The sequence below is a fragment of the Planktothrix sp. PCC 11201 genome (assembly GCF_900009135.1).
GTDB lineage: Bacteria > Cyanobacteriota > Cyanobacteriia > Cyanobacteriales > Microcoleaceae > Planktothrix.
On sequence record NZ_LT797688.1, the window covers coordinates 44,003 to 67,670 of the forward strand.

Consider the following 23,668-nt stretch of genomic DNA (forward strand, 5'->3'; position numbering starts at 1 on the left):
CCCCTGCTCCCCCTACTCCCCCTACTCCCCCCTACATATCTCCAATTTCGCCCCCGTAGCGCAGGCTTCTTCCGCCATTCCTAACGCCACACCATCAAACACAGGGGCGGCCCATTGTCGCCCGGCTTGAATTGACCCCGCCCGTTGAATAATTTCTGCGGCTTGGGCAACCTCAATAATCGCCACTTTAGGATTATATTCCGCCGCCCTTTCAATCATCGGATGCCAAGCCAAAGAATGACCCTCACGATTATTTTTCCCCCCTCGAACTCTCGGCCCAATATTAACTAAACCCTGCTGTTGATAAAACCCAACTAAACGATTTTGAATGCGATATTCCCACCATAAATCCCGTTGATGGAGTCCGGTAACTAACATTTGAGCACCCGGACGGGGGTTAGCAGCATTCGCAACATTAGCATCGGCTGTTAAAACCACCGTTTGCACCGAAGTATTTCCCTTATGAACTCCGGCAATAAAATGTTCTAAAGCCTGAAATCCATCTATATTTTCTCCATACATAGAAATCGTCGGAGTTAACACATAAAATCCTAACGCTTCTAACCGTCGTTTCATTTCTTCAACGGTAATTGAATTCCAAATTCGACCCACGGAAACACCGTTAACACTTGCCCCGGATTGTACACCATTGCTAGTATATTGCATCGGTAAAATTGCAATGGGTTTATTCGTATTAATTCTTATGGGGGCAACATCAGCATGAGTCCAATTTTCTCCAGTATAATTGTAGCGAACTCGATAAATCCCCTGTCCGGCTTCATATTCATAAGACCGACCATCTTCTAAAATCGCCACGGTTTCTGTCGAGTTGGAGTTTTGACACGCAGAAACTGAACTCGGACAGTTAAGATTCTGTGCCGTTGCCGGGTAGGAAAAGCCTAAAATTAGGGAAGTCAAACAAAGTGCAATCTGGGTTTTCATAAATTCATCTAAAGGGTGATTCAAGGTTCAACAGAGGACTTTAGCATAAATCAGGAAAATTGAACCCCATCAGGCTTGTTTAATCATATTTTTTAGGCTTAAACTGAATAAATAAGCGCAACCCGCGACTAAAATAATCGTGGCACCGGAGGTTAAATTAAAAAAGTAAGAAATTCCTAATCCTAGGGTGGTAAAAACCATTCCTAAAATACTGGATAGTAACATCATTTGTTTTAAGTCTTTAACAAATTGTCCTGAAATTGCCGCCGGAATGGTTAATAGGGCAATCACCAAAATTAAACCGACAACTTTCATCACCATCACCACTGTTAGGGCAATGGCAACTATTAACATTAGATAAAGTTGGTCTACTGGTAAATTCCGAGTTTCGGCAAACACGGGGTCAAAAGAAATGGCAACTAATTCCTTATAAAATAAAAGAATCATCCCCCCAATTAAAATATTTAATATTAACATCAAAATTAAATCCGATGGAGGGACGGTTAGAATACTGCCAAATAAATAACTCATTAAATCCACTTTATAACCTGGGGTTAAGTCGATAAAAATAATCCCAATTGCCATTCCTATTGCCCACATTACACCAATAATAGTATCTGCCCGTTGTTGAGTTTTTCGATATACTAACCCCATTCCTAGGGCGGAAATTACAGAAAATGCGATCGCCCCGAATACGGGACTAAATTTGAAAAAGTAACCCATACCAATTCCCCCATAGGCAGCATGGGCGATTCCTCCACTAATAAAAACAATCCGATTCACAACAACAAATGTTCCAATCATGCCACAGGCAATACTCACTAAAAGTCCTGCCATTAAAGCATTTCTCATAAATTCAAATTCAAATAATTTAATTAATTCTGTTAGCATTATTTTTGATTATATAAAATGGAATAAACCGTTAAGCTAAAGCACGCAACCTAGCAACAGAGGACGCTCGGACTAGAAGGGTTTTACAATGGTTATACAAAAATAGGGCAAGTTAATCATAAACCTACCCGCAACTAATTAAAATAAAGCCCCAATAGAACGCCCCATATTTTCAATTTTCATCGCTTCTATAGCCGCCGTAGGTTCATAACCACAGTGAACCATACAATCTGCACATTTAGGATTTCCACTGGATTTTCCGTATTGTTCCCAGTCGGTTTTTTCCAATAATTCTTGATAACTGGAATAATACCCTTCATTTAATAAATAACAGGGTTTTTGCCATCCTAAAACACTATAACTAGGACTGCCCCAGGGAGTGCAATCATAGTCTTTTTCTCCGATGAGAAAATCTAAGAATAAAGGATTATGATTAAAATTCCATTGCTTTTTACCTGATTGATAGGGAGATAAAATTTCCCGGAATAAGGCTTTAGTTTGTTCTCGTTTTAGGAAATGTTCTTGATCTGGTGCCCATTCATAACTATAACCAGGGGAAATCATCATTCCATCTAAACCTAAACTTTCCAGAAAATCAAAGAATTTCTGCATTTCTTCCGGCTGAGTTCCCGCAAATACCGTTGTATTGGTTGTCACCCTAAATCCTTTTGATTTAGCCACTTTAATCGCTTTTACTGCAATTTCAAATACGCCCTCCCGATCTACACATTGATCATGATGTGCTTTTAACCCATCTAAATGCACACTAAAGGTTAAATAGGGAGAAGGTTTAAATTTGTCTAAACTTTTTTCGAGCAAAATTCCATTCGTACACAAATAAATAAACTTTTTGCGAGTAACTAACCCCTCAACTATTTGATCAATTTGCGGATGTAATAAAGGTTCACCTCCGGGAATTGAAACCACGGGTGCACCGCATTCTTCCACAGCTTTAAAACAGTCTTCTGGGCTTAAATTTTGCTTGAGAATTTCTTTCGGATGTTGAATTTTTCCACAGCCTGAACAGGCTAAATTACAACGAAATAATGGTTCTAACATCAACACTAGGGGGAATTTTTTTCGCCCCATTAACCGTTGCATAAACAAATATTTGCCGACGGTAATTGCTTGTTCAATTTGAATGGCCATTTTTCTCCTTTTAGATCACGGATTTAGATGGATTTCACGGATTTCGCGGATTTTTAAGGACGGGTTAATCAAGATTTGGATTGATTAAAAAAGATCTGACTGAGCCCGCCCGTATCCGTCAAGAGTCAACTGTTAACATAAACCAATTAACGGCATCTTTCAAGGCGGTTTTAATTGAAGATTGAGGTAAACCCAATTCTTGAACTGCTTTTGAAGCATTATAATACATCGGTTGTCTTGACATTTTAACGCCATCTAGGGGAATAGAAGGTTTTTTTCCTAAATTAGCTAAAATCATTTCATCGACCCAGGCAATGCCCAAGGGAAGCCAAACTGGGATGGTTTTTTCGGGGGCGGGTAATCCGGTTATTTCTGACAATAAATCCAAGAATTGTTTTAAGGTTAAATTCTGATGACCTAAAATATAACGTTCTCCTGTTTTGCCTTTTTCCAAAGCTAGTAAATGACCTTGGGCAACATCTCTAACATCAATAAAATTCAATCCGGTATTCACATAGGCGGGCATTTTTTGGCGGAGAAAGCGTAAAATCAAATCCCCCGTCGGTGTGGGTTTTATATCCCAAGGGCCAATGGGTGTACTGGGATTGACAATCACAATATCCTGACCCAATTTTACCGCATTTTGGGCTTCTTGTTCTGCCCAATATTTAGATTTTTTATAATATCCCACTAAATTCTCAACCGGACTTTGATAATTTTCATTAACAGCAACTCCCGGTTTTACTCCAATGGCAGCAACGGAACTGGTATAAATTGTTCGCTCAATTCCCGCTTGTCTAGCGGCGGCTAAAATATTACGAGTGCCGATAATATTATATTGTTGTAATAGGTGTTTATCTCTTTGCCAAAGAGAATAATGGGCTGCACAATGAAATAGAACCTTACAGCCTTTTAAAGATTGAGATAAGTTGGCATCTGTTAAGTTTCCTATAACAATTTCAACCTCTAAATTTTTTAAGTTATCTAAATTACTCTCAGGACGAACCAACACCCGAACCGCATAGTTATTTTTCAATAACGATCTAACTAAATTCGCCCCAATAAACCCCGTACCACCCGTTACAAATACTTTGATCATCTCTCTGTTTTCTCCTAATATTTGATTCCCCTAAATCCCCCTTATTGATGGGAAATTTAATATCTTTTATTTGCCTGATAAACTTTGTTTATTAAATCGTTTTTTTATCTTCAAACCTTCATCTTCTAAAAACGTATTTAAAACCGGAACAACAATTAAACTTAATAAAGTAGATGTAATTAAACCCCCAATAATCGCCACGGCCATCGGTTGTCTTAATTCTGCCCCTGCTCCTAATCCTAAAGCAATCGGTAACATTCCTAAAACCGTCGAAGCGGTGGTCATCATAATCGGTCTTAAACGGACAACTCCCGTCTCAATAATTGCCTGATTTCGACCCATGCCTTTTTGACGTAATTGGTTGATATAATCCATCAATAATAATACATTTTTATCTAATAATCCCAAGAGAAAAATTAACCCAATTAAAGAGATAATCCCGAAATCACTTTGGGTAATTAATAAGGCTAACATTGCTCCAGCTAGAGACAAGGGAAGGGTTAACCCCACCACCGTCGGTTCGACCCAACGACCAAATAATAGAAATAGTAACCCTAACATACAAATCACTGAAAACAAAAGCGTGATTAAAAAACTATTTAAAACTTGACCAATTCTGGCGGAATCTCCGGTTAATTTTACGGTGACTTCATCGGTTATTAAAGTTTGAGCAATATCCATTACTTGATTAGTCGCATCTCCTAATAATTGACCTTGGCTTAAATTCGCCGTCACATAAGCCGCTCGTTGACCATTAAATCGTTCAATCTGGTTAATTGTATTGGATGTATTGTCTTCTCCCGTTGCCCGAACATCAACAAAACCGGGTAATTTTGTGACTTTTTCTTGAATGGTTTTAGCTATATTATTTAATTTCGGAATATCTTCTCCTAGCAATACAATTTGCAGGGGTTTTTCATCCCCTGTTTCTACAAATTGAATATCTTCCACACTGACGTTAACATTATCAATGGGAGGTAAATTAGAACGAATTTGATCTTGAGCTTCTAAGGTAGTTAATTGACGATTATTTTTCAATTTGACATAAATTCTACCTCGATTTGGTTGCCCTTTAATCCCAATAATACTAAAGGATTTTTCCACATCAGGAGTTTGTAAAATAACCGCTTCTATTTTTGTGGCGGTTGTGCGAGTTTTTCTCAGAAAAAGTTGAATGGGATTTCTCGCTAAATCAGTTAACCAGTCAAAAGCTCCTGGCTGTTGAAAAATATCGTTGGAGGGAGAGGAGACGCGCCGTGGCTCGTCTCTACGGGGTTGAGGTTGAATATTGGAAATTTGAGGCAAAGGATAGGAATAATTAATTACAAATTCTCCCCTATCGAGTCGCGGTAAAAACCCCTGTGGGACAAAAGGAATTAAGGCTAAACCCACAATAAAACTCAAAATAGCGATTAGAATAACTCGTTTTCGGTGGGTGAGTGACCATTGCAATAATCGGCGATAATTTTCGATAATTGGGTTGGGTTTTGGAGTATAATTTTCCGGTCTATCTTTTGCGGGTTTTAACCAATAAACTGCTAAAACTGGAGATAACGTTCTGGCGACTAATAATGATATAACCACAGCCGAAGAAATAGTCAAAGCAAAGGGTTTAAAAAACTGTCCTAACGCATCTCCCATAAAGGCTACGGGGAGAAAAACTGCTACAATTGTTAAGGTAGAAGCTGTCACCGTTAACCCAATTTCATCTGTTCCTTTAATTGCTGCTTCTCTGGGTGTTTCTCCGGCATCAATTAACCGGGCAATATTCTCCACATCAACAATAGCATCATCTATGACAATTCCAATTACTAATGCTAAGGCTAATAAGGTTATCGTTTCTAAGTTAAATCCAGCAATTGCCATTACAATGCAGGTTCCTAATAAAGAAGTGGGAATGGCTAAGGCGGTAATTAAAGTTGCTCTAAAATTTCTTAAAAATGGGAAGACAATTGCAATAGCTAAAACAACGGCTAATAATAATTCATTAATTGTAGAACGGGTGGCTTTTTTAATATAATCTGCTTGGGTTTCTGCTAAAATTATCTTGACATCGCTTAAGTTTTTTTGGAGACTATCAATTGTATTTTCAACCTGATTAACCACTTCTAAGGTATTAGCATCACTGCGTTTTACCACTTGAACTGCTAAGACATTTTCACCATTATATCTAACCAAAGTTGGCGGGTCTTGAATTAGGGTTTGAGAACTGGATAAGGAGGCGATATCCTTTTTGGCTTCTCGACTTAATCCATCCCCCAAGAGATTAACTTTTAATACCCCTGGTAAAGCTTTTAGTTGGGGAATAATTGCACTTTTAGTAATTGTGGTTAATTCTTTTAAGGTTTTGCTTTCGCTTTTAATCGCGTAGGTAATAGCTGTTGATTCGTTTAGGTTTAATGGAATTATATTGTAGGTTGTTTCAAGAGGTAATCGAATGGTTTTTAAAGCTGTTTCTACTTGATTTGTTGAGGATTCTAAACTCGTACCCACTAAAAATGCTAAACTAACAATACTGCGTCCGGCATAGGTTGATGAACGCAAATCATAGACTCCTGGAATAGATTTTACCCCCGTTTCAATCGGTAAAGTCACTTTTAATTCCGTATCCGTTGCCGTGGAAATTGGTGTAGTGGTACTCACAACTACAACCGGAAACGTCACCTCTGGAAATAGGGCATATTTGAGATGACTAAATGCCAAAATTCCTGCTATAATTACCCCAATCCAAAACCCAATTGCAATTCTAGGATGAGCGATACAAGCACGAGAAATATTGAACTGTTCTCGCATAGAAGGTTTTAGCGGAGACTGAATCATAGGAGGTATTGATAATATATGATTATTAAACTATTTATTGTAAACTATTGAGGGAACACCGGAACACCGAAACACCGAAACAGGGGTAATACTTCTGGTTGTTTCATATTAGTATTAAAATATTACAGCCTCGGCGCGAGTTGCTATAGCTATAGCAATCCGTGTAGGATTTGTGATAAAAACCCGTAGGGGTTGGGTCTCCCAACCCTCTTTGCGCTTGGGTTGGGAGACCCAACCCCTACAATAAAATGCTACAACCTATTTAGGATTGCTATATGAAGATTTAAACTCTATTTTCCAGCGAGCGAGGACGCTCGCACTGCAATATTTTTTGGATTTTATATTAATTTATTGGAGCAATTTTTCAGCACATTCAATCCCCACATCCACAAACTCATCGGGGGATTTTTTTGTCTTTTGAGCTTGGGTATAAATTTTCAGAAACTGCTCAAAACTGTACCGAGATTGAAATTGGTTAATAGTACACTGACAAACCACTTTCGCCTGTTGTTGGGTTAAACCTTCTTGAACACTGCGTTGACTACAACTACTAATATAAGTACTAACAATTTCTTGGGGATATTGATATTTGGGTTTGGGTTGAGTAGAATTATTTTGAGCCAGAGTCGAAACCGGATAAAGTCCTAAAGCCAAGAATAATATAAAATACAACAGACGAACAACGACAAAAGGACTGATAATATTCATAAAGGATTGGTTTTAAATGAATTGGCGACCATTACAATTAAAACATAAATTGTGCCTAAAAATTTTACTTCTAGGGACAATTATTATATTAATCACGCTGTCGAGTAGTATTTGGCATCAATTCCAGAAGCTATCTGTCGCCTCCCAACAACCTGTGGATACATTTTTTGTCCTGGGGGGAAGTATTAAACGGGAAATGTATGTCGCCCAACTAGCAAAACAAAATCCCGATATTCGGATTTTAATTTCAACCGGATCAGATGATCCCTGTATTTTAAAATTATTTCAACTACAACAAGTACCAACACAACAGGTTTGGCTAGAAAAGTGTGCAAATTCTACTTTTGATAATTTTTTTTACAGTCAACCTATTCTGAGTAAATGGCAAGCTCGTCATATTAAATTAATTACCTCTCCCACCCATTTACCCCGGGCAAAATGGATGGCTCAAATTATGTTAGGAGCCCATGGAATTTGGGTGGATGTGGAAACAGTAAAAGAAACCGGAGTTCCCGCAAATCGGGAATTGTGGCTAAAAACAGGAATAGATATCACCCGAACTTTTTTATGGGCGTTAGCAAGTCAAGTGATTCAACCTTCCTGTTCTAATCTAACTCAACTTGAAGGGGTAAATCTGAAAAACTGGTGTCAGGAAAAATTCTCCTGTGAATATCAAAGTGGTATTGACCGAAAATCAATTTGTCAGGAAAGGGAGCCCTAATTAGACCTTAACTTTACATACGCTTTTGACAAAAAAGTCCCCCAACCTTTTATCCCATCGGTTTTACAAGCCTTAAAATTTCAGCACTCAATGTAAAGATTGAGTTAAAGATTTAATAAAAATCATCGGAATCTGCTTCAATTTGGGAACACCCTGGATTAGAATATGCCATCATACAAGGGTATCTTACGAAGATAGGCAACTTGATTGAATATCAGAATCCTCTAATCATCTGAAAAGCAATCAGTGTTGTTAGACCTAAGTTTTTGCTCAATTAGCGCTTAACTCCCGTGGGCAGGAGTCTCCCTGATTAGGGGGATTTCTGCGGATAACTGTATATACCCCAACTCCATTGGTAAGGGAGCTAGATTCTGCTTGCTAAGGGGGCTAGATTCCCATTTGCTAAAGGGGTTTTGAAGGGACTAGAAAAGCCTAATTTGAGATTTCTAAGCGCCGCTGCACAGATTGCCAATAATAATATTTATCCCATCAGAACCATGATCAACCTCAACTTGACTGAACGGGATCGGGCGTCCACTCCTAACCCGAGGGTTTCTCAATCTTTATTGATTTCTACCTTAGAAAACTTTTTAATTCAAGTCCCTGATGCCGATACCATTGATGTTGCAGCCTGGAGTCAACATTGGCATCTCCACTCGTTTCAACTGGGAGATTCTATTGATAATATAGCCATTTCTCCCCAAAAAACAGTTCACAGTGAACTGAACCAAAAATCCCTGATTTATCTGGTTGTTGAAGGTCGAGTCCGACTCCTGGCCTGGGACAAAAATCTCAATCGGGAGATTTCGGTTTCAGTTATTGAACCTGGTGAAACCTTTGGCGGGGATCAAGTCGGATGGGAATACTCAAGTTTACCCTATGAAGCGATCGCCACCAGTGATGTGATTGTGGCTTCAATTCCTGCGGTCGAAATTATAGCCCAGATTAAACTACAAACCTACCTGCAAACCGCCATCGAAAACCGACAACGGTTATTATTCTTCAAAACCCAAACGGACTTACAACGGTTGACCAGTCACCGACTACAAGAACTTTTATCTGGCTGCACCCAACACCAGATCAAGGCTGGAACTCCCCTACAATCAGCATTTCCAACGCCACAGAGCCGATTTTGGCTGTACCAAGGACAAATTGCGGGTACCGATACTGTTCCCCGGGTGGGCGATAGTTGGGGAGAACCCGATCCCATCCCCCCAGAATGGATCGCTACCACAGAGTTAGTAGTCTATCAACTTCCCACAGAAACCCTACAGCTAACATCTGTACAAGGTGGGAAATCTCCAATGCGGAAACAGCAAACCACGGTAACAGTGTCTCCTCAACCCGCCACTGTTAAACTATCCCCGGTGATCGTTCCCTCAACCCCCCAAACCCTCAGCTTCCCGAAACCCAAACGTCAACGAGTCTGGCGAGGATTTTGGCAACGCTATCCATTTATACAACAGCAAAGCTCCTCTGACTGTGGGGTTGCTTGTTTAGCGATGATTAGTCAGTATTGGGGGAAATATTTAAGTATTAATAGCCTGCGTAATATTTCGGATGTAGGACGATCTGGAGTCTCCTTAAAAAACCTCACTCTCACCTCAGAACGCTTAGGCTATCAAGCGCGACCAGTCCGGGCAAGTTTGAATCGTTTAGAAACCGAAAAAAACCCTTGGATTGCCCATTGGCAGGGGGATCATTATATTGTGGTCTATAAAGTCCGCCGTGATCAGGTTGTGATTGCTGATCCGGCTGAGGGCAAAAAAACCCTCTCTCGTCCGGCGTTTTTAACCGGATGGACGGGCTATGCTTTACTTTTGGAACCCACCGATCAATTCCAGGAACTCCAAGAGCAGAAACGCTCTCTCGGTCGGTTTGCCGGAGTAATTTGGCCCCATCGGTTTTTGGGATTACAAATTGTTTTGTTATCCCTATTAATTCAGATATTTGGAATTGTAACTCCTTTATTAACCCAGATTATTTTAGATCGGGTTGTGGTGAATAAAAGTCTCACCGGTTTGAATGTATTTGCCTTGGGATTGTTATTATTTGGCGTGTGGAGTTTAGGGTTATCCTCAATTCGACAATATCTATTGAGTTACTTATCAAATCGTTTGGATTTAACTCTCATTGGTGGATTTATTAACCACGCCCTACAACTTCCTTTAAAGTTCTTTGAGTCCCGCCGCGTCGGTGATATTCTTACCCGGGTTCAAGAAAATCAGAAAATTCAACGGTTTCTAGTCGGTCAAATTTTGCTGTCGGCGTTGAATGTGGTGACGGGGTTTGTCTATTTAGGATTGATGCTTTATTACAACCTTAAACTCACAATTTTAATTTTAGGAATTGTGCCTTTAATTATCATTCTGACATTAGCAGCAACGCCCATATTACGGCAGATTTCCCGTCAATTATTTAATGCCGCTGCCGATCAAAGTTCAACTTTAGTAGAAATTTTTACCGGAATTAATACGGTGAAAGCGGTCGCGGCGGAACCGGAATTACGTTGGCGTTGGGAAGAAAAATTAACCCAACAGATGAATGTTCAGTTTAAAGCCCAGAAATTAGGGATTAATTTGGGATTTGTCAGTGGGTTAATTAATTCTATTGGGAGTACATTTTTACTTTGGTTTGGTGTGAATTTGGTAATCCAAGATCAATTAACTATTGGTCAGTTTGTCGCCTTTAATATGATGCAGGGTTATGTAATTAGTCCGATTCTTGCTTTAGTGGGATTATGGGATGAATTACAAGAGGTGTTAATTTCCGTGGAGCGGTTAAATGATGTCTTTGAACAGGAACCGGAAGAAACCCCGCAAAAACCGTTAATTGTATTACCAAGAATCCAGGGAGAAATTAACTTTGATAACGTGACTTTTCGTTATCAAGAAGATGCGGAAACTAATATTCTGCAAAATCTATCTTTTAAATTTCCTCCGGGTAAAACTATTGCGATTGTTGGGCGCAGTGGTTCAGGAAAAAGCACCTTAGTTAAGTTAATGCAAGGGTTGTATCATCCCACAACGGGACATATTTATGTGGATGGACATGAAATTCGTCATGTTTCTCCCCCTTCTTTACGCACACAAATGGGCGTTGTTCCCCAGGATTGTTATTTGTTTTCAGGAACCCTTTTAGAAAATATTACGCTCTATCGAGATGAATATACTTTGGATCAGGTAATTGAGGCAGCTAAATTAGCCGAAGTTCATGGATTTATTCAGGGTTTACCTTTGGGATATTATACCAAAGTTGGAGAACGGGGGTCAAGTTTATCGGGAGGACAACGGCAACGAGTAGCGATCGCTAGAGCCTTATTAGGAAGTCCTCGAATTCTAATTTTAGATGAGGCAACCAGTTCTTTAGATACCGAAAGTGAAAGCCGTTTTCAACGCAATTTAGAACAAATGCAACGCGACCGCACCACAATTATTATTGCCCATCGTCTCTCAACCGTGAGAAGTGCCGATTGTATCCTGGTTTTAGACAAAGGTATTTTAGTTGAACAGGGCAACCATGAACAGCTAATGGCAACTCAAGGACTCTATTACCATTTAGCCCAACAACAACTGGCTTTATAGCCCTCACTAAGCACCAAGATCCCCCCTAACCCCGCGCGTGGCAGGGGAGGCAGGGGGATCTGAAATTTACCATCAAAAATCAAACAGCCCCAAACCCTACCTTCATCTTCTCCGATCTCCTCTGTTAACAAAACTTTTCACAAAAATCTGCCAATCTGGCAGTCTCAAATTATAAATTACCTTAGTATAAACACAGAGGATTTTGATAAAAACAAGAACACTGGCCTAAACGTAGGATCATTTAAACCCTAGAGACTGGTTATAGGGTGTTTGCGTGCGGTAGTTAGTTGAATAGCACCTATAATCGGTCACTGCTTTTTGTTAACAGTCGATTTATAGCAGTCGCGGGCATCGCGGTTAGGACTCATACCGATCCAGAAAACCTGATGGTGGGGTCTTTTCTCCCTATTGCCTATTCCCTATTCCCTGCTATAACATCGCTGTTTTCCGGTTCAATCTAATTTCATTTTAAAAAAAACAATTAAAACACCAACCTTTGTTGGCCAGTTTTTACATCAGCTTATGAAACCGTACACACTGTTCTCCCCTCTCAGTAAAAACACTGATGATTCAGACTCCCAATTGTCTGTAACGGTGCAGGAGGAATACTTAGAGGATTTGCAATTTAGTCTGGAACACATAGAACAAACCGATCAGATTTATGGCGGTATTGCCGGTTCCGTTCCCTTTCCTCCCCTAGCTCCCCCCCAAACAGTCCCCAAAAAATCCCCTCCACCAGCTAGTGTTCCGACGGCGAAACCAGACTGGTCAAATGCCTTACAGTCCCTACTGGATCAACCTCCTGCCTCTTTTCCCCTGCAATTAATGTTAGGAGGATTTATTTTTTGTATCGCCTTTGGTGCCTGGGGATATTTTGGAACCGTTGATGAAGTCGGTCAAGCTAGAGGTAAATTAGCACCCCAAGGGGAAGTTTACAAAATCCATCCCGTTGAGTTGGGAAAAGTTTCCCGAATTCCGATGAAAGAGGGACAAACTGTTAAAAAAGGCGAGGTTTTAGCCGAACTAGATCGACAAATTGCCACCCAAGAATTAGCGGGATTACAACAACAACTCACCGCCTTTCAAGCCGAACTGATTCAAAAACAAGGGTTAATTGAACGGATTCATTTAGAAGCCCAAACCCAAGCTGCGATCGCTACCGCTCAACTTCAATCTCAACAGGCCAGTATTGAACGAGTCCAAAGCCAAATTGCATCGAATCAGCGATTACTAGGTCAACTCAATTTTGAAGCGTCAGCGACTCAAAAACGAGTTGAATCTTTACAACCCTTAAAGGCAGAAACCCAAACCCTAATTGAAAAATTGCAGGAGGGAGAATCGGCAGCGAAAGAACGACTAGAACGGCTACAACCCCTGTTAGAAAGTGGTGCTATTTCTAAAGACATATTGTTTCAAGCCGAACAAAATCTGCGAGATCAACAAAGGGGCATTGTTCAGGCTCAATTATCAGAAAAAAATAGTACCCAAGAACAGATTTTTCAAGCCGAACAAAGTTTCCGAGATCGACAAAGATTAATCACCCAATCTCAAGGAGAATTAAAACAATCTCAAGTTGAAGTTGAACGATTAAATGCGGAATTAGCCCAGAAACAAGCGGAAGCCAAAACAATTCAGGTAGAAACCCAGCAAAAAATTCAACAAACCGAGTTAGAAGTAACTCAATTAAAAGCTAAAATTGCCGAAACACAAAATTTAATTACAACGGCTGAAGCCAAACTTCAAGACAGATATCTCTATTCTCCCATTGATGGAGTTATTTCTGCCTTGAATGTGTTTAATGTGGGAGAAGTCATTCAACCCGGACAAACCGTGGCTGAAATTACGCCCAAAAATGCACCCATGATTTTAACGGCTAGTCTCCCGAATGACAAAGCTGGATTTGTGAAAACGGGAATGTCAGTTAAAGTCAAATTTGATGCTTATCCCTATCAAAATTATGGGGTATTTGAAGGAACAGTTCGCTCAATTTCCCCCGATACAAAAGTCGATCAAGCAATTGGCCCCGTTTACAAATTGGAAATTGTGTTAAAAAAAGACTATGTTTTGCAACAGGATCAGAAAATTCAGTTAAAACCTGGACAAACGGCTAGTGCGGATATTATTATTCGTCGTCGTCGGATTATGGACATTCTACTTAATCCTATTCTGCAATTGCAGAAAAATGGTATCAATTTGTAAAACACTATTTACTAATTAGGAGTACAAGAAATGTCTGCTCAATATTCTTACAATAACTCGAAAGTCGCTAAAGCGATGAGTGAAGAACAATTTGAACAAATCATAGATGCGATTTTATCGGGAAAATATTCTTGGGCTTGTGTTTTAATTTTGCGTTTTGCCGGGTATAACCCACTGCATTATATTCCCTATCGCACCTATAACCGAATCACTAAGGATCATAATTCTAATCTCCAGCCTCAAAGTCAGACAACCTCTGTTAAGTCAAGTCTTAATACCCAGACTACACCTTCTGGGGCGGTCAAACTTCGGGACTTAACTTATTTAGAGACCATTCCTGAATTGAGTCGGGGGGTTTTGGGAGGATTTCGGTATTTAGAGGTTGTAGAAAACGTTCCTGGTTTTTGGAACGTGAACTAAACCTGAGCACATTTCAAGAACAAGTTAAAATTTTCGGTTTAGCTGAGTTGATTTTTCTTCTGAATCAAATTTTAAAAATCCCCTTTTCACATCTTTTTCTATCGTTATACCAAATCCGGTTAGGATTGGCTATTGATAAAATCGGTAAACCGGATTTATAGCGCTACGCATTACGGTTAGGACATTTCTAAATCCTGAAAAGCCTTCACAGCTTACTGTTACCTGTTCCCTGTTCCCCAAAGCGTAGCGCTATAGAATTACCCGTATTTAATCGGGTTTTTTTTGCTGTTCATCGTAGGTTAATCAACTTGAGTTCGACGGATGCTGAATAGTCATCTGAAACCCGGAGAATCACCCAAAAATGATAGTATCTCCGTTGGCTGCACTAAAGCCCGTACTGCCAGCAGTCCTATAGAGCGTATTGAACCCCTCGCTGGTGTAGTTCCCCCAAGCATCGGGGCCGACCCCACTAGAGGATGTGAGTCGGTTGGAGATCATATTGCTGCCTCCAACCTTAGCAGTCGCTCCAGTAGCGTTGTAGATACCACCCCCCTTAGCCGCACTGTTCCCGGAAAGCAAGCTATTGTTTCTCAGGGTTAGGTTTCCAGATGCTGTACCATTATAGATACCGCCACCTTGTCCGGCTGTGGAATTGCTCAAGATGGTGGTGTTCGTTATATTGGCGGTTCCGGCATTAAAGACACCACCACCAGCACCACCACTACTCGTTGCCTTATTGCTTTGAATCAGGGTGTTGTCCAGAGAAACCATTGTGCCATAGTTGCAAATCCCACCCCCGAGGATGCTTGCTGTACCATCCTTAATCACACTGGTAGTGACAGTCATAGAGGCTCCAACATAGTTACAGATACCGCCACCTCGGTTGAGCGCCGTATTCTTGGAGAATATATCATTGTCTACGGTCAGGGAAGCATTAGTATTATTGCAAATTCCACCTCCGTAAGTTTTTGCTTGGTTGGTGTTAAAGGTGCTATTTCTTGCCTCCAGACTGCCGAAATAGTTGAAAATTCCACCCCCGTTAGCAGCAGAGGTCGTATTATTAGCGATGTTGCGGTTAAAGGTGCCACCATTGACCAACATATTACCATAGTTGAATATCCCACCGCCCTGAACGGTTGCAACGTTATCGTTAAGTGTACTGTTGAAGAGTCCTAGAGAACCCAAATAGTTGTAAATACCACCACCAATATCAGCTTTACCGTTAGCAATGGTGACTCCTCCAATAGTTGCATTCACTGAATAAATCACAAACACGCGACCGGCATTATTGCCACTAATTGTGAGCAAATTTGCCCCCGGGCCATTAATTGTGACATCGCCGCTGATTAGCAGTTGCCCACTCGTCAGGGTAATGGTATCTGGAGTCGTATCAGCCATCGTTCCTGTAAAGTTGATCGTATCAGCACCCGCCGCAGCATTGGCATCTAAAATAGCCTGACGCAAGGAGCCAGCCCCACTATCACCGTTATTGGTTACTGAAAACGTTGCCAGGGTGTGATCGTAGCCTTCCTGTACCCAGGATGGTAAAATGTTAGAGGTTTCGATCGCCCCAGTCAAAAACTCTAAGTTCCAGTTTCCCCCCACAGACGCGCTACCCGTCAGGTCTTTAGAAGCTCCTACATCGGCTCCAGTTAACTGGTCAATCTGTTGCACAAAGTCTTGCCCCGCTTGACTAGCTGCTACATTGCAGCCATAAAGGAGAATATCCGCATCTTCGGTCAGCGCTCCTCTCCAATTAGTCAGAGCATCGGCATAGTTACCCAAGTTATTGAGATTGAGATCGGTTGTTCCGAGTTGTAAATGGCCATCGCTACCATGGGAGAAGATAGACAAACTCTTAATGTCACTCAGACTTGATAGAACTTGGGTAATCTGAATTACTTCGTCTTGTAGCGAATCGAGTACCCATATATCTGTATTCGGCTGCAAACCCTTCACTAAGTCTTGATAGTCATGAATATTGGAGTCAATGAAAGCAATATTAGAAGACTGAGAAGTTTGTCCAAGGGTGTTGAAATGATCCTGTCCAGTTCTCCCTAAATAAGCCGTCGTACTGGATGCGGCGGCGGGAATACCAGAAAATTCTGAATTGTCAGGCGAGTGCCACATTTCCATATATACTCCTTTCTTTTTTATAGAGTTTTACTAATTGTTGATTGAGTTTTATGAAAGCCCAAATGTAAGTCGTAAGAGATCGGTAATCACTGGTCACGTAACACCCACCTCAAGGCTATTACATGACCAGTATCCTGCTTACAAAGCGATAGCTGCAACGGAGTTGCTAGAAGATAAAGAACTGGTGCCATAAGTTGCCACAGCTAAGGTATTAGCCATTGTGAAGCTGTTAAGAGTTCCGTCGTAGATTCCAGGATCGGTAACGGCTTTAGCACCCGCAGAAGCGTAGTTACCGGGAGACAAGGATGGGACATTGATATTCAGAGTAAACGAATTTTTGGTGCTGAAGCTGATGGTATTTTTCAAACCACCTTGAACCGCCACAGTTTCAGAAACAACTTCCAAGTAATTCAGATCAGAAATATTCATTGTTTTGTCCTTTTTTTTGATAAGTTCTTTGTCAAAAGTAACTTTTTTTAGTTCTGTATTTAAGATAGGGAAGATCATCAGACCTGTATTGCCATTTTGGCAGATTAATTTTGACTGAGGTAAAAAAAACTAAAGTAACCTAATCTAATATTAATCAAGTCAAAAACATGAACAAATTGTCATTTTTGCAATATTCATATTGACAAGTTCATCACAATCCAATCTGACTGACTAAGCTAATGATAAACAGATAACAAAAACTCAATTTCTGTTATCTGTTTATCGTGAAATTGAATGATTACGGGGTCATAGGTAATATTCACCTAAATGCCATTACCTATGACCAGTATGCTTCTTAGCCGTTGATAGCAGCAACGGAAGTGCTGCCAGCGAAACCACCAAGGCCATAAGTTGTCACAGCCAAGGTATCAGCTTTTACGAAGCTATTTAAGCCAGAGCCAGTGCCGCTATCAGCAACGGCTTTAGCACCGGCAGAAGCGTAGTTGCCGTCAGGCACACCTGGAGCAGTGATGTTAAGAGTAAAGCTATTTATGGTTTCGAAGGTGATACTAACGAGATCTTCTTCAGACCAATTATAATTAGGTTCAGGAGGCTCATCACAACCACCGAAAACTGTGGTAGCTTCAGAAACGACTTCCAGGTAATTCAGGTCAGAAATAATCATTGTATTTCTCCGTTTTAAAGTAAGTTTACTTCGGTTTTTTGTTACCTAATTCAGCTTGCCTTATGGTGTCTATTTTGCCATTTTGGCAGAACATTTTTTCGGTAACAATTCTATTTTCCTGTCATCAACTTATCAAAAGTTAACAAAGAGATGTTGCCATTTTGGCAGAATTTTTTTCTGTTTGGCTGAACAATTTTGTGTTCTTTTGATGTTTTTAATATAGCTAGGCTTTTTCGACCTGTGTTGCCATTTTGGCAGATTAATTTTGACCTGAAATGAAGCAGATAAATCTGCCAATTTGGCAATCAGATTAAATGGAGGGCATCGTCACCTATGGATGTCCTCCATTTTGGCTGTTGATTTTATGATTTTGGATTAATTTTAAGCAAACATGAAGTTATTGGCACTCAGTTGGTTGAGTTTCACGCCTGACAAGAGAATTTTCCCACCAGAATCAGAATTCAACAGCGCACCATCTTTGGTATCAGTGATTTGACCGTGTGCAACCTTAGTTTGCCACCAATCTGAAGTATTGATGTTACCCTCGCCCTGAAATTTAATCTTGTCTTCGCCTACTTTGAAATCTTTGATCACATCTAAATCCCCTGTTTGCAAGCCGTTACCTTGGGTAAAAACAAAGAGATCGGTATTGTTTTGATCGCCCTGAATAACCTGATTGCCCGAACCACCAATTAGGATATCATGGCTCTTTCTGCCATTGATTGAAGCCCGGTTAGCGATTAAAGGATCTTCTGATACTTGAACAGCACTACTACCCAGTTCCACCAGGGTCAGGTTAGTCTTGCGCTTAAATGTCTGCTGATAAGTTCCAATGGCATCGCCTGTGAGCCAGTCCGTGCCGTAGTCGCTCTCAATATTGGGATGTTTATTCTTGTCTTTAAGTTTAACGTTTTTACTCGCACTAAATTTTAACTTGTGGATGTTCTTGGAGGAGATTAAATCACCCGACAGACCAAAATAGTCTAACACCTTGGGTTTGTTAAAATCCGATGTGTCTAACAATAGGAAAGAGGCTTGACCATGAGCCTCATTATATTCGGTCTTAGATTTTTCAATCTCTTTAGCTGCCAGTTCCAAGTTAGCTGAAAAGTCGAAAGAGAAATTTTGATTAGCATCAATAGAAAAATTCGCGATCACTTCAGTTTTACTGCCAGCACTTCCCTGATATGATCCAGTTGAACCGATGGCGAGACCATCATTAAATAGCACAGAAAAATTAGGGTCATTATTAAAAACGGCTAGAGCATCAGCAATAGCAGTAGCCACCCCATTTTTGACTAATGCTTCTGTCTGGGCATTCGTCAAAATGGTTGAAGCCGGTTGATTATAGTTGGAAAATACAGAACTTACTTCTACCCGAGCAAAGTTGGGAGTAGAAGTATAACTGGGGGCAGTTTGTTCTATAAATAGAGTCTTAGCCATGGAATTATTCCTTTGTGTTTTGAAAATGTATTATTTAAACGAAAAGCCATATAGCAATCCTATTTGAGTTGTGTTCAAAATTTGGGCTTAAAAGGGAACGCCGGATCTAGGGGTAATACTTCTAGTATTAAAATATTACAACCCCTACATGGGTTGCTATATATAGAGTTTAAGTACGGAACAGCCTACTTATAATATAGCGAAGATCCTTAGACTTATGTCGGCATTTTGGCAGATTAGTTTTGAACCTGAAAACCCCAAAACTAACCCAATCTAATATCAATCAAGTCAAAAATATAAAGAAACTGCCATTTTGGCAACAATGATCTTGATAATTTAGTTATAATTCTTGAAAATTATGATCAAAAAAATAGTAACGTCACCTCATCTAAAAGTCCTTGAGCTTTCAGATGTTGACCCCATCACCTTATTTTATCTGGATTTCACCATAATTTATAATAGTCTGCTAATGTTAAGTTAAAAGAGTTGGGGTTAAGTACAAATGATCATGGTGCAACTTTCCAAAGGCTCACTTGATGATGAGGAAATTGTTGGCTTCCTGAAACGCAATCTGGAATTCAAGGAAGTTCATCAGAAGATTTTGTCTCAAAAAGTTATAGATCAAGTTGCTGAGGAAAGAGGTATTATTGTAACGGATGAGGAAATTCAAAACCAAGCTAACCAACAACGTCATGAAAAACGCTTAGAAAAGGCGGCGGATACCTTAGCATGGTTAGCTGACCAAATGATCACTTCCGATGACTGGGAAGCGGGAATTCGAGAACGTCTTTTAGCCGAAAAATTAGCAGAATCTTTATTTGCTAAAGATGTTGAAAAATACTTTATTCAAAATCGCTTGAGTTTTGAACAAGTTTCATTATATCAAATTATTGTTCCCTACGAGCGCTTGGCTAGGGAACTATTTTATCAAATAGAAGAAGAAGAAATTAGTTTCTATCATGCCGCCCATTTATATGATGTTGACCCCCGACGTCGGGAACAATGCGGCTATGAAGGTAAACTTTATCGTTGGGGATTAAAAGCGGATTTTGCCGCAATTGTATTTGGTTCAACTCCCGGAGAAATATTAAGTCCAGTCAAAACTGACCAAGGTTATCATTTAATCTTAGTTGAGGAGTTTATTCAAGCTGAATTGACTCCTGAACGTTATCAAGAGATTCTTCAGAAACTATTTAAAGATTGGTTAGCTAGTGAATTGAATTATCGGCTATATAACACTTAAAATTCTACTTTTATGCCCCAGCTATTACAAGCAAGTAAATGCACCTTAAAACTGATTAATTGACAGAATTAATCAGATAAATTTGATTTATTTTTTAAGCCTAATGCGGCTCCTAATGCACCCAGAATTAATAACCAGACGGAGGTTGATGGTTCAGGTGCTTGGACAATTGTGGCACTCTTTTGATAGGTAATTAAGGTGAGGTTTTGACCTTGACTAAATTGATGAGAATATAATCCCGATAACAAAATACTGACAGATGCTTGATTTTCTTCGGCGTTTGTTGTTGCTGAGGGCGATAATTGAAAACCCTGACTTTTTTGGATGAATAAATTATGTTTATTAGCATAATTTAGCCAGCTATTTAGACTAAAGAAATCTAACAAATTATTAGAAGAATCTTCAAACAAATAGAAAGCGATATAATTCGCGGCTTGAGTCGATTCTTGTTGCTGTGATTTTTGGGCTTCTAAATTTAAAATCGAGATAAAGTCAAAAGTAAATTCTTGATTTTCAGCAATTTCAAATTGATAACCAATAGCTGCTGCTTGACTTTGAGCTAAACCTAAATATTCTTGACCTTCTCCTAGAGTTATCGCCTGGGAACCATTGTTAGCCAGGGGAAAACAATATTCAGGTTCCAAGCAGAAATTAACATCAAAATAGGCACTAGCATTCGCTTCAGAGAATACAGTCCCTTTCCAAGCTAATGCTAGGGTTTGAGTATCTGTAAATGTGGAAATACTGGTAGGAACTTGACTGAAATTATAAATCAAGGTTTCAGTTTCAGCCTTAGCAAATGTACCCGCAAGACTAGGGGAAACACTACTTAATAAAGCAATAACCGGAGTAGCAATAATGAATAATTTCATAGTTGCTTTGGGTGCAGTATTCATGTCAAATCCTTTTGTTAAGTTTTAAATCAAAACTGATCACGGTATCAATACCGATAACCTATAGATGCAATGTAATCTATGGAGTAGGGAAATTAACAGGGGTTAGTTTAAAGATTTTAGTTTTTTTTGTAAAGATCTGATAAAATATTCGAGTTTAAATAGTAATACTAATTTTATCTGTAATTAAGTCAATAACTATTCCGTTCGAGTTATAACAGAAACCATAAACACCCCAAGTTTCCATTATGAACCCACCTATCCGCTAAATCTAAACTACTGACAATACTATCAATAATTCCCGCATACCATTCTGCCGATGTAATATCCGCCGTCCCAATAGCCGTTAAATCAATCGCAACACATAAAACTCCCTCGACTTGTAACCATTGCATTGTGCGGACTCGCAAGGAAGATTTTCCCATTTGTCGGGAGTTTAACACATAACAAAACTTTCCTGCTTTCAATGCTTGATACAGGTCTTCATCCGCTTGTCGTTTAATATAGGTAGGAGCATCAACGGGTAAACTCCCACCCACTTGATAAATGGAATAGGACATAGGATAAACAGGAAATTTTGCCAGGTATAGAGGAAACCACCACTATTGTTTTAAGTCTCAAATGTTTGCTACCTATAAACAATAGTAATCCTTAAAAAACTGAATGACAACAAATTACCTCTACAATTTACTGCATTCGATCAATAGTTCGGTATTGAATAGCCTCCGCAACATGGGCAGGTTTAATATTATCTTCCCCCGATAAATCAGCAATAGTTCGACCTACCTTTAAAATCCGATCACTTGCCCTGGCTGATAATCCTAATTTCCTAATCGCATTTTCTAATAAACTCTGTCCGACCGTATCCAATTGACACCATTTTTGAATATGGCGACTCTGCATTTCCGCATTTGATTTTAACTGGGGTTCATCTTCAAATCGTTGGCGGGTGCGTTCCCGGGCTGTGATCACTCGTTGTCGAATATTAGCAGAATTTTCACCTTGAGATTGTTGTAAAATTTCCTCTGGTTTTAATCGATTAACAGCCACTTGTAAATCAATCCGATCCATCAATGGCCCCGATAATTTTGCCCAATATTGCTCTCGATGACGAGGGGAACAGGTACAAGGTTGAATAGTATCCCCATAATATCCACAGGGACAGGGATTTGTACTCGCTACTAAAGTAAATTTAGCCGGAAAAATCACCGATTGTTTAGTACGAGAAACCGTCACAAATCCATCCTCTAAAGGTTGTCTTAAAAACTCTAATACATCCCGTTTAAATTCTGTTAATTCATCGGCGAACAAAATACCCCGATGGGCTAAAGAAATCTCCCCTGGTTTCGGATAGGTTCCTCCCCCAACTAAAGCCGGGCCAGAAGCGGAATGATGGGGACTTCTAAAGGGGCGATCGCTCACTAAAGTTCCCCGATTTTTTAATAGTCCCGCCACGGAATAAATCCGAGTCACTTCTAAGGATTCTTCAAAACTTAACGGGGGTAAAATCCCGGGTAAACGCCGGGCTAACATGGTTTTTCCACTGCCGGGGGGCCCAACAAAAATTAAATTATGTCCTCCGGTGGCTGCAATTTCTAATGCCCGTCTAGCGTGGGCTTGTCCCTTAACTTCACTTAAATCTAAGCCAATTGTTGTTTTTTGAGATAATAAATCCGTTGCGGTTAATTGAACAGGTTGATAAGCACTGGGATGATTTAAAAAATCCGTCACATCTAATAAACTTTTAAATCCATAAACTGATAATCCCTGCACAACGGCCGCTTCTTGAACATTATCTTCAGGAACAACTAACCCGGTAATTCCCATTTTTTGGGCTGCTACGGCGATCGGAAGTACCCCGGCAACGGGTCTTAATCCACCGTCTAAACTCACCTCTCCTAAAAATAAAAAATCCCCCAATAAATCAGCCTTAATTTGTTCTGATGCGGCTAAAATCCCAATACTAATGGGAAGGTCAAAACTCGGCCCTTCTTTGCGTAAATCCGCCGGAGTTAAGTTAATTACAATATTTCGCATCGGGAAATGGTATCCGGCATTTTTTAAAGTTGCTTTTACCCGCTCTCGTGATTCTTGAACCGCCGCATCGGGAAGTCCCAACACCATAATTTTAGGCAGTCCCCCGGAAATATCAACTTCCACCCCGACTTTAACCGCATCAATTCCAACAATAGAGGCACTCCAAACCCTGGCTAACATGGTTTTTAAGTTTAATAATGGGTTCTATTTTTATCAGTTGACAATTGATAATTAACAATTGACAATTAGTTAATTAGGTTGAAAACCTC

Annotated in this window: 17 protein-coding genes and 1 pseudogene; 5 read left to right on the forward strand and 13 right to left on the reverse strand. The window is 39.9% G+C overall.

Annotated elements, in window-relative coordinates:
- Positions 1 to 21: 21 nt before the first annotated feature.
- From PL11201_RS01185 to PL11201_RS01210, 6 genes are all read right to left on the reverse strand, one after another.
- Positions 22 to 942: a hypothetical protein gene (locus PL11201_RS01185; RefSeq protein ID WP_079676839.1), complete on the reverse strand. Its 921-nt coding sequence runs from the start codon at positions 940 to 942 to the stop codon at positions 22 to 24.
- 69 nt (positions 943 to 1,011) lie between these two features.
- Complete coding sequence (locus tag PL11201_RS01190) at positions 1,012 to 1,833, reverse strand: metal ABC transporter permease (RefSeq protein ID WP_079676840.1); 822 nt, start codon at positions 1,831 to 1,833, stop codon at positions 1,012 to 1,014.
- Positions 1,834 to 1,971: 138 nt separating this feature from the next.
- Complete coding sequence (hpnH, locus tag PL11201_RS01195; protein ID WP_079676841.1) at positions 1,972 to 2,982, reverse strand: adenosyl-hopene transferase HpnH; 1,011 nt, start codon at positions 2,980 to 2,982, stop codon at positions 1,972 to 1,974.
- Between the two features lie 118 nt (positions 2,983 to 3,100).
- On the reverse strand, positions 3,101 to 4,081 hold the full coding sequence (hpnA, locus tag PL11201_RS01200; RefSeq protein ID WP_079676842.1) for a hopanoid-associated sugar epimerase: 981 nt from the start codon (positions 4,079 to 4,081) through the stop codon (positions 3,101 to 3,103).
- A 66-nt stretch (positions 4,082 to 4,147) separates the two neighbouring features.
- A complete protein-coding gene (locus tag PL11201_RS01205; protein WP_079676843.1) occupies positions 4,148 to 6,901 on the reverse strand; it encodes an efflux RND transporter permease subunit in 2,754 nt (917 codons plus the stop codon).
- A 348-nt stretch (positions 6,902 to 7,249) separates the two neighbouring features.
- The gene (locus PL11201_RS01210; protein ID WP_079676844.1) at positions 7,250 to 7,609 is read right to left on the reverse strand and encodes a hypothetical protein; all 360 of its coding nucleotides are present in this window, start codon (positions 7,607 to 7,609) and stop codon (positions 7,250 to 7,252) included.
- 16 nt (positions 7,610 to 7,625) lie between these two features.
- Between PL11201_RS01210 and PL11201_RS01215 the strand changes: the two genes are divergently transcribed.
- The 4 genes from PL11201_RS01215 to PL11201_RS01230 all read left to right on the forward strand — a co-directional run bounded on the left by PL11201_RS01215 (position 7,626) and on the right by PL11201_RS01230 (position 14,533).
- The gene (locus tag PL11201_RS01215) at positions 7,626 to 8,330 is read left to right on the forward strand and encodes a YdcF family protein (protein WP_079676845.1); all 705 of its coding nucleotides are present in this window, start codon (positions 7,626 to 7,628) and stop codon (positions 8,328 to 8,330) included.
- A gap of 497 nt (positions 8,331 to 8,827) precedes the next feature.
- Positions 8,828 to 11,914, forward strand: coding sequence for an ABC transporter transmembrane domain-containing protein (locus PL11201_RS01220; RefSeq protein WP_079677371.1), 3,087 nt, complete (start codon positions 8,828 to 8,830; stop codon positions 11,912 to 11,914).
- A gap of 522 nt (positions 11,915 to 12,436) precedes the next feature.
- A complete protein-coding gene (locus tag PL11201_RS01225; RefSeq protein WP_079676846.1) occupies positions 12,437 to 14,113 on the forward strand; it encodes a putative HlyD family type I secretion protein in 1,677 nt (558 codons plus the stop codon).
- 30 nt (positions 14,114 to 14,143) lie between these two features.
- On the forward strand, positions 14,144 to 14,533 hold the full coding sequence (locus PL11201_RS01230) for a HetP family heterocyst commitment protein (RefSeq protein WP_079676847.1): 390 nt from the start codon (positions 14,144 to 14,146) through the stop codon (positions 14,531 to 14,533).
- A gap of 351 nt (positions 14,534 to 14,884) precedes the next feature.
- On the opposite strand, the gene PL11201_RS01235 is transcribed toward PL11201_RS01230, so the two are convergent.
- The 4 genes from PL11201_RS01235 to PL11201_RS01250 all read right to left on the reverse strand — a co-directional run bounded on the left by PL11201_RS01235 (position 14,885) and on the right by PL11201_RS01250 (position 19,226).
- Complete coding sequence (locus PL11201_RS01235; RefSeq protein WP_079676848.1) at positions 14,885 to 16,669, reverse strand: DUF4347 domain-containing protein; 1,785 nt, start codon at positions 16,667 to 16,669, stop codon at positions 14,885 to 14,887.
- A 138-nt stretch (positions 16,670 to 16,807) separates the two neighbouring features.
- Positions 16,808 to 17,098, reverse strand: a complete 291-nt coding sequence (locus tag PL11201_RS01240; RefSeq protein ID WP_144017637.1) for a hypothetical protein — start codon at positions 17,096 to 17,098, stop codon at positions 16,808 to 16,810.
- Between the two features lie 355 nt (positions 17,099 to 17,453).
- Complete coding sequence (locus PL11201_RS01245; protein ID WP_079676850.1) at positions 17,454 to 17,783, reverse strand: hypothetical protein; 330 nt, start codon at positions 17,781 to 17,783, stop codon at positions 17,454 to 17,456.
- A 381-nt stretch (positions 17,784 to 18,164) separates the two neighbouring features.
- A complete protein-coding gene (locus PL11201_RS01250; protein WP_079676851.1) occupies positions 18,165 to 19,226 on the reverse strand; it encodes a M10 family metallopeptidase C-terminal domain-containing protein in 1,062 nt (353 codons plus the stop codon).
- A gap of 508 nt (positions 19,227 to 19,734) precedes the next feature.
- Between PL11201_RS01250 and PL11201_RS01255 the strand changes: the two genes are divergently transcribed.
- On the forward strand, positions 19,735 to 20,469 hold the full coding sequence (locus tag PL11201_RS01255) for a peptidylprolyl isomerase (protein ID WP_079677372.1): 735 nt from the start codon (positions 19,735 to 19,737) through the stop codon (positions 20,467 to 20,469).
- 68 nt (positions 20,470 to 20,537) lie between these two features.
- On the opposite strand, the gene PL11201_RS01260 is transcribed toward PL11201_RS01255, so the two are convergent.
- From PL11201_RS01260 to PL11201_RS01270, 3 genes and pseudogenes are all read right to left on the reverse strand, one after another.
- Positions 20,538 to 21,365 carry a hypothetical protein gene (locus PL11201_RS01260; protein WP_079676852.1) on the reverse strand — a complete coding sequence of 276 codons (828 nt, stop codon included), beginning with the start codon at positions 21,363 to 21,365 and terminating at the stop codon, positions 20,538 to 20,540.
- A 257-nt stretch (positions 21,366 to 21,622) separates the two neighbouring features.
- Positions 21,623 to 21,922: pseudogene (locus PL11201_RS01265) on the reverse strand (AAA-like domain-containing protein); the annotation flags it as partial.
- A gap of 127 nt (positions 21,923 to 22,049) precedes the next feature.
- Positions 22,050 to 23,579, reverse strand: a complete 1,530-nt coding sequence (locus tag PL11201_RS01270) for a YifB family Mg chelatase-like AAA ATPase (protein ID WP_079676853.1) — start codon at positions 23,577 to 23,579, stop codon at positions 22,050 to 22,052.
- Positions 23,580 to 23,668: the final 89 nt, after the last annotated feature.

Bases quoted from the DNA above. Each gene is read 5' to 3' on its own strand.
- PL11201_RS01220 (WP_079677371.1), top strand. From the start codon at position 8,828: ATGATCAACCTCAACTTGACTGAACGGGATCGGGCGTCCACTCCTAAC.
- PL11201_RS01190 (WP_079676840.1), bottom strand. From the start codon at position 1,833: ATGCTAACAGAATTAATTAAATTATTTGAATTTGAATTTATGAGAAAT.
- PL11201_RS01185 (WP_079676839.1), bottom strand. From the start codon at position 942: ATGAAAACCCAGATTGCACTTTGTTTGACTTCCCTAATTTTAGGCTTT.
- PL11201_RS01250 (WP_079676851.1), bottom strand. From the start codon at position 19,226: ATGGCTAAGACTCTATTTATAGAACAAACTGCCCCCAGTTATACTTCT.
- PL11201_RS01205 (WP_079676843.1), bottom strand. From the start codon at position 6,901: ATGATTCAGTCTCCGCTAAAACCTTCTATGCGAGAACAGTTCAATATT.
- hpnA (WP_079676842.1), bottom strand. From the start codon at position 4,081: ATGATCAAAGTATTTGTAACGGGTGGTACGGGGTTTATTGGGGCGAAT.
- PL11201_RS01235 (WP_079676848.1), bottom strand. From the start codon at position 16,669: ATGGAAATGTGGCACTCGCCTGACAATTCAGAATTTTCTGGTATTCCC.
- PL11201_RS01215 (WP_079676845.1), top strand. From the start codon at position 7,626: ATGAATTGGCGACCATTACAATTAAAACATAAATTGTGCCTAAAAATT.
- PL11201_RS01260 (WP_079676852.1), bottom strand. From the start codon at position 21,365: ATGAATACTGCACCCAAAGCAACTATGAAATTATTCATTATTGCTACT.
- hpnH (WP_079676841.1), bottom strand. From the start codon at position 2,982: ATGGCCATTCAAATTGAACAAGCAATTACCGTCGGCAAATATTTGTTT.
- PL11201_RS01225 (WP_079676846.1), top strand. From the start codon at position 12,437: ATGAAACCGTACACACTGTTCTCCCCTCTCAGTAAAAACACTGATGAT.
- PL11201_RS01270 (WP_079676853.1), bottom strand. From the start codon at position 23,579: ATGTTAGCCAGGGTTTGGAGTGCCTCTATTGTTGGAATTGATGCGGTT.
- PL11201_RS01255 (WP_079677372.1), top strand. From the start codon at position 19,735: ATGGTGCAACTTTCCAAAGGCTCACTTGATGATGAGGAAATTGTTGGC.
- PL11201_RS01210 (WP_079676844.1), bottom strand. From the start codon at position 7,609: ATGAATATTATCAGTCCTTTTGTCGTTGTTCGTCTGTTGTATTTTATA.
- PL11201_RS01240 (WP_144017637.1), bottom strand. From the start codon at position 17,098: ATGAATATTTCTGATCTGAATTACTTGGAAGTTGTTTCTGAAACTGTG.
- PL11201_RS01230 (WP_079676847.1), top strand. From the start codon at position 14,144: ATGTCTGCTCAATATTCTTACAATAACTCGAAAGTCGCTAAAGCGATG.
- PL11201_RS01245 (WP_079676850.1), bottom strand. From the start codon at position 17,783: ATGATTATTTCTGACCTGAATTACCTGGAAGTCGTTTCTGAAGCTACC.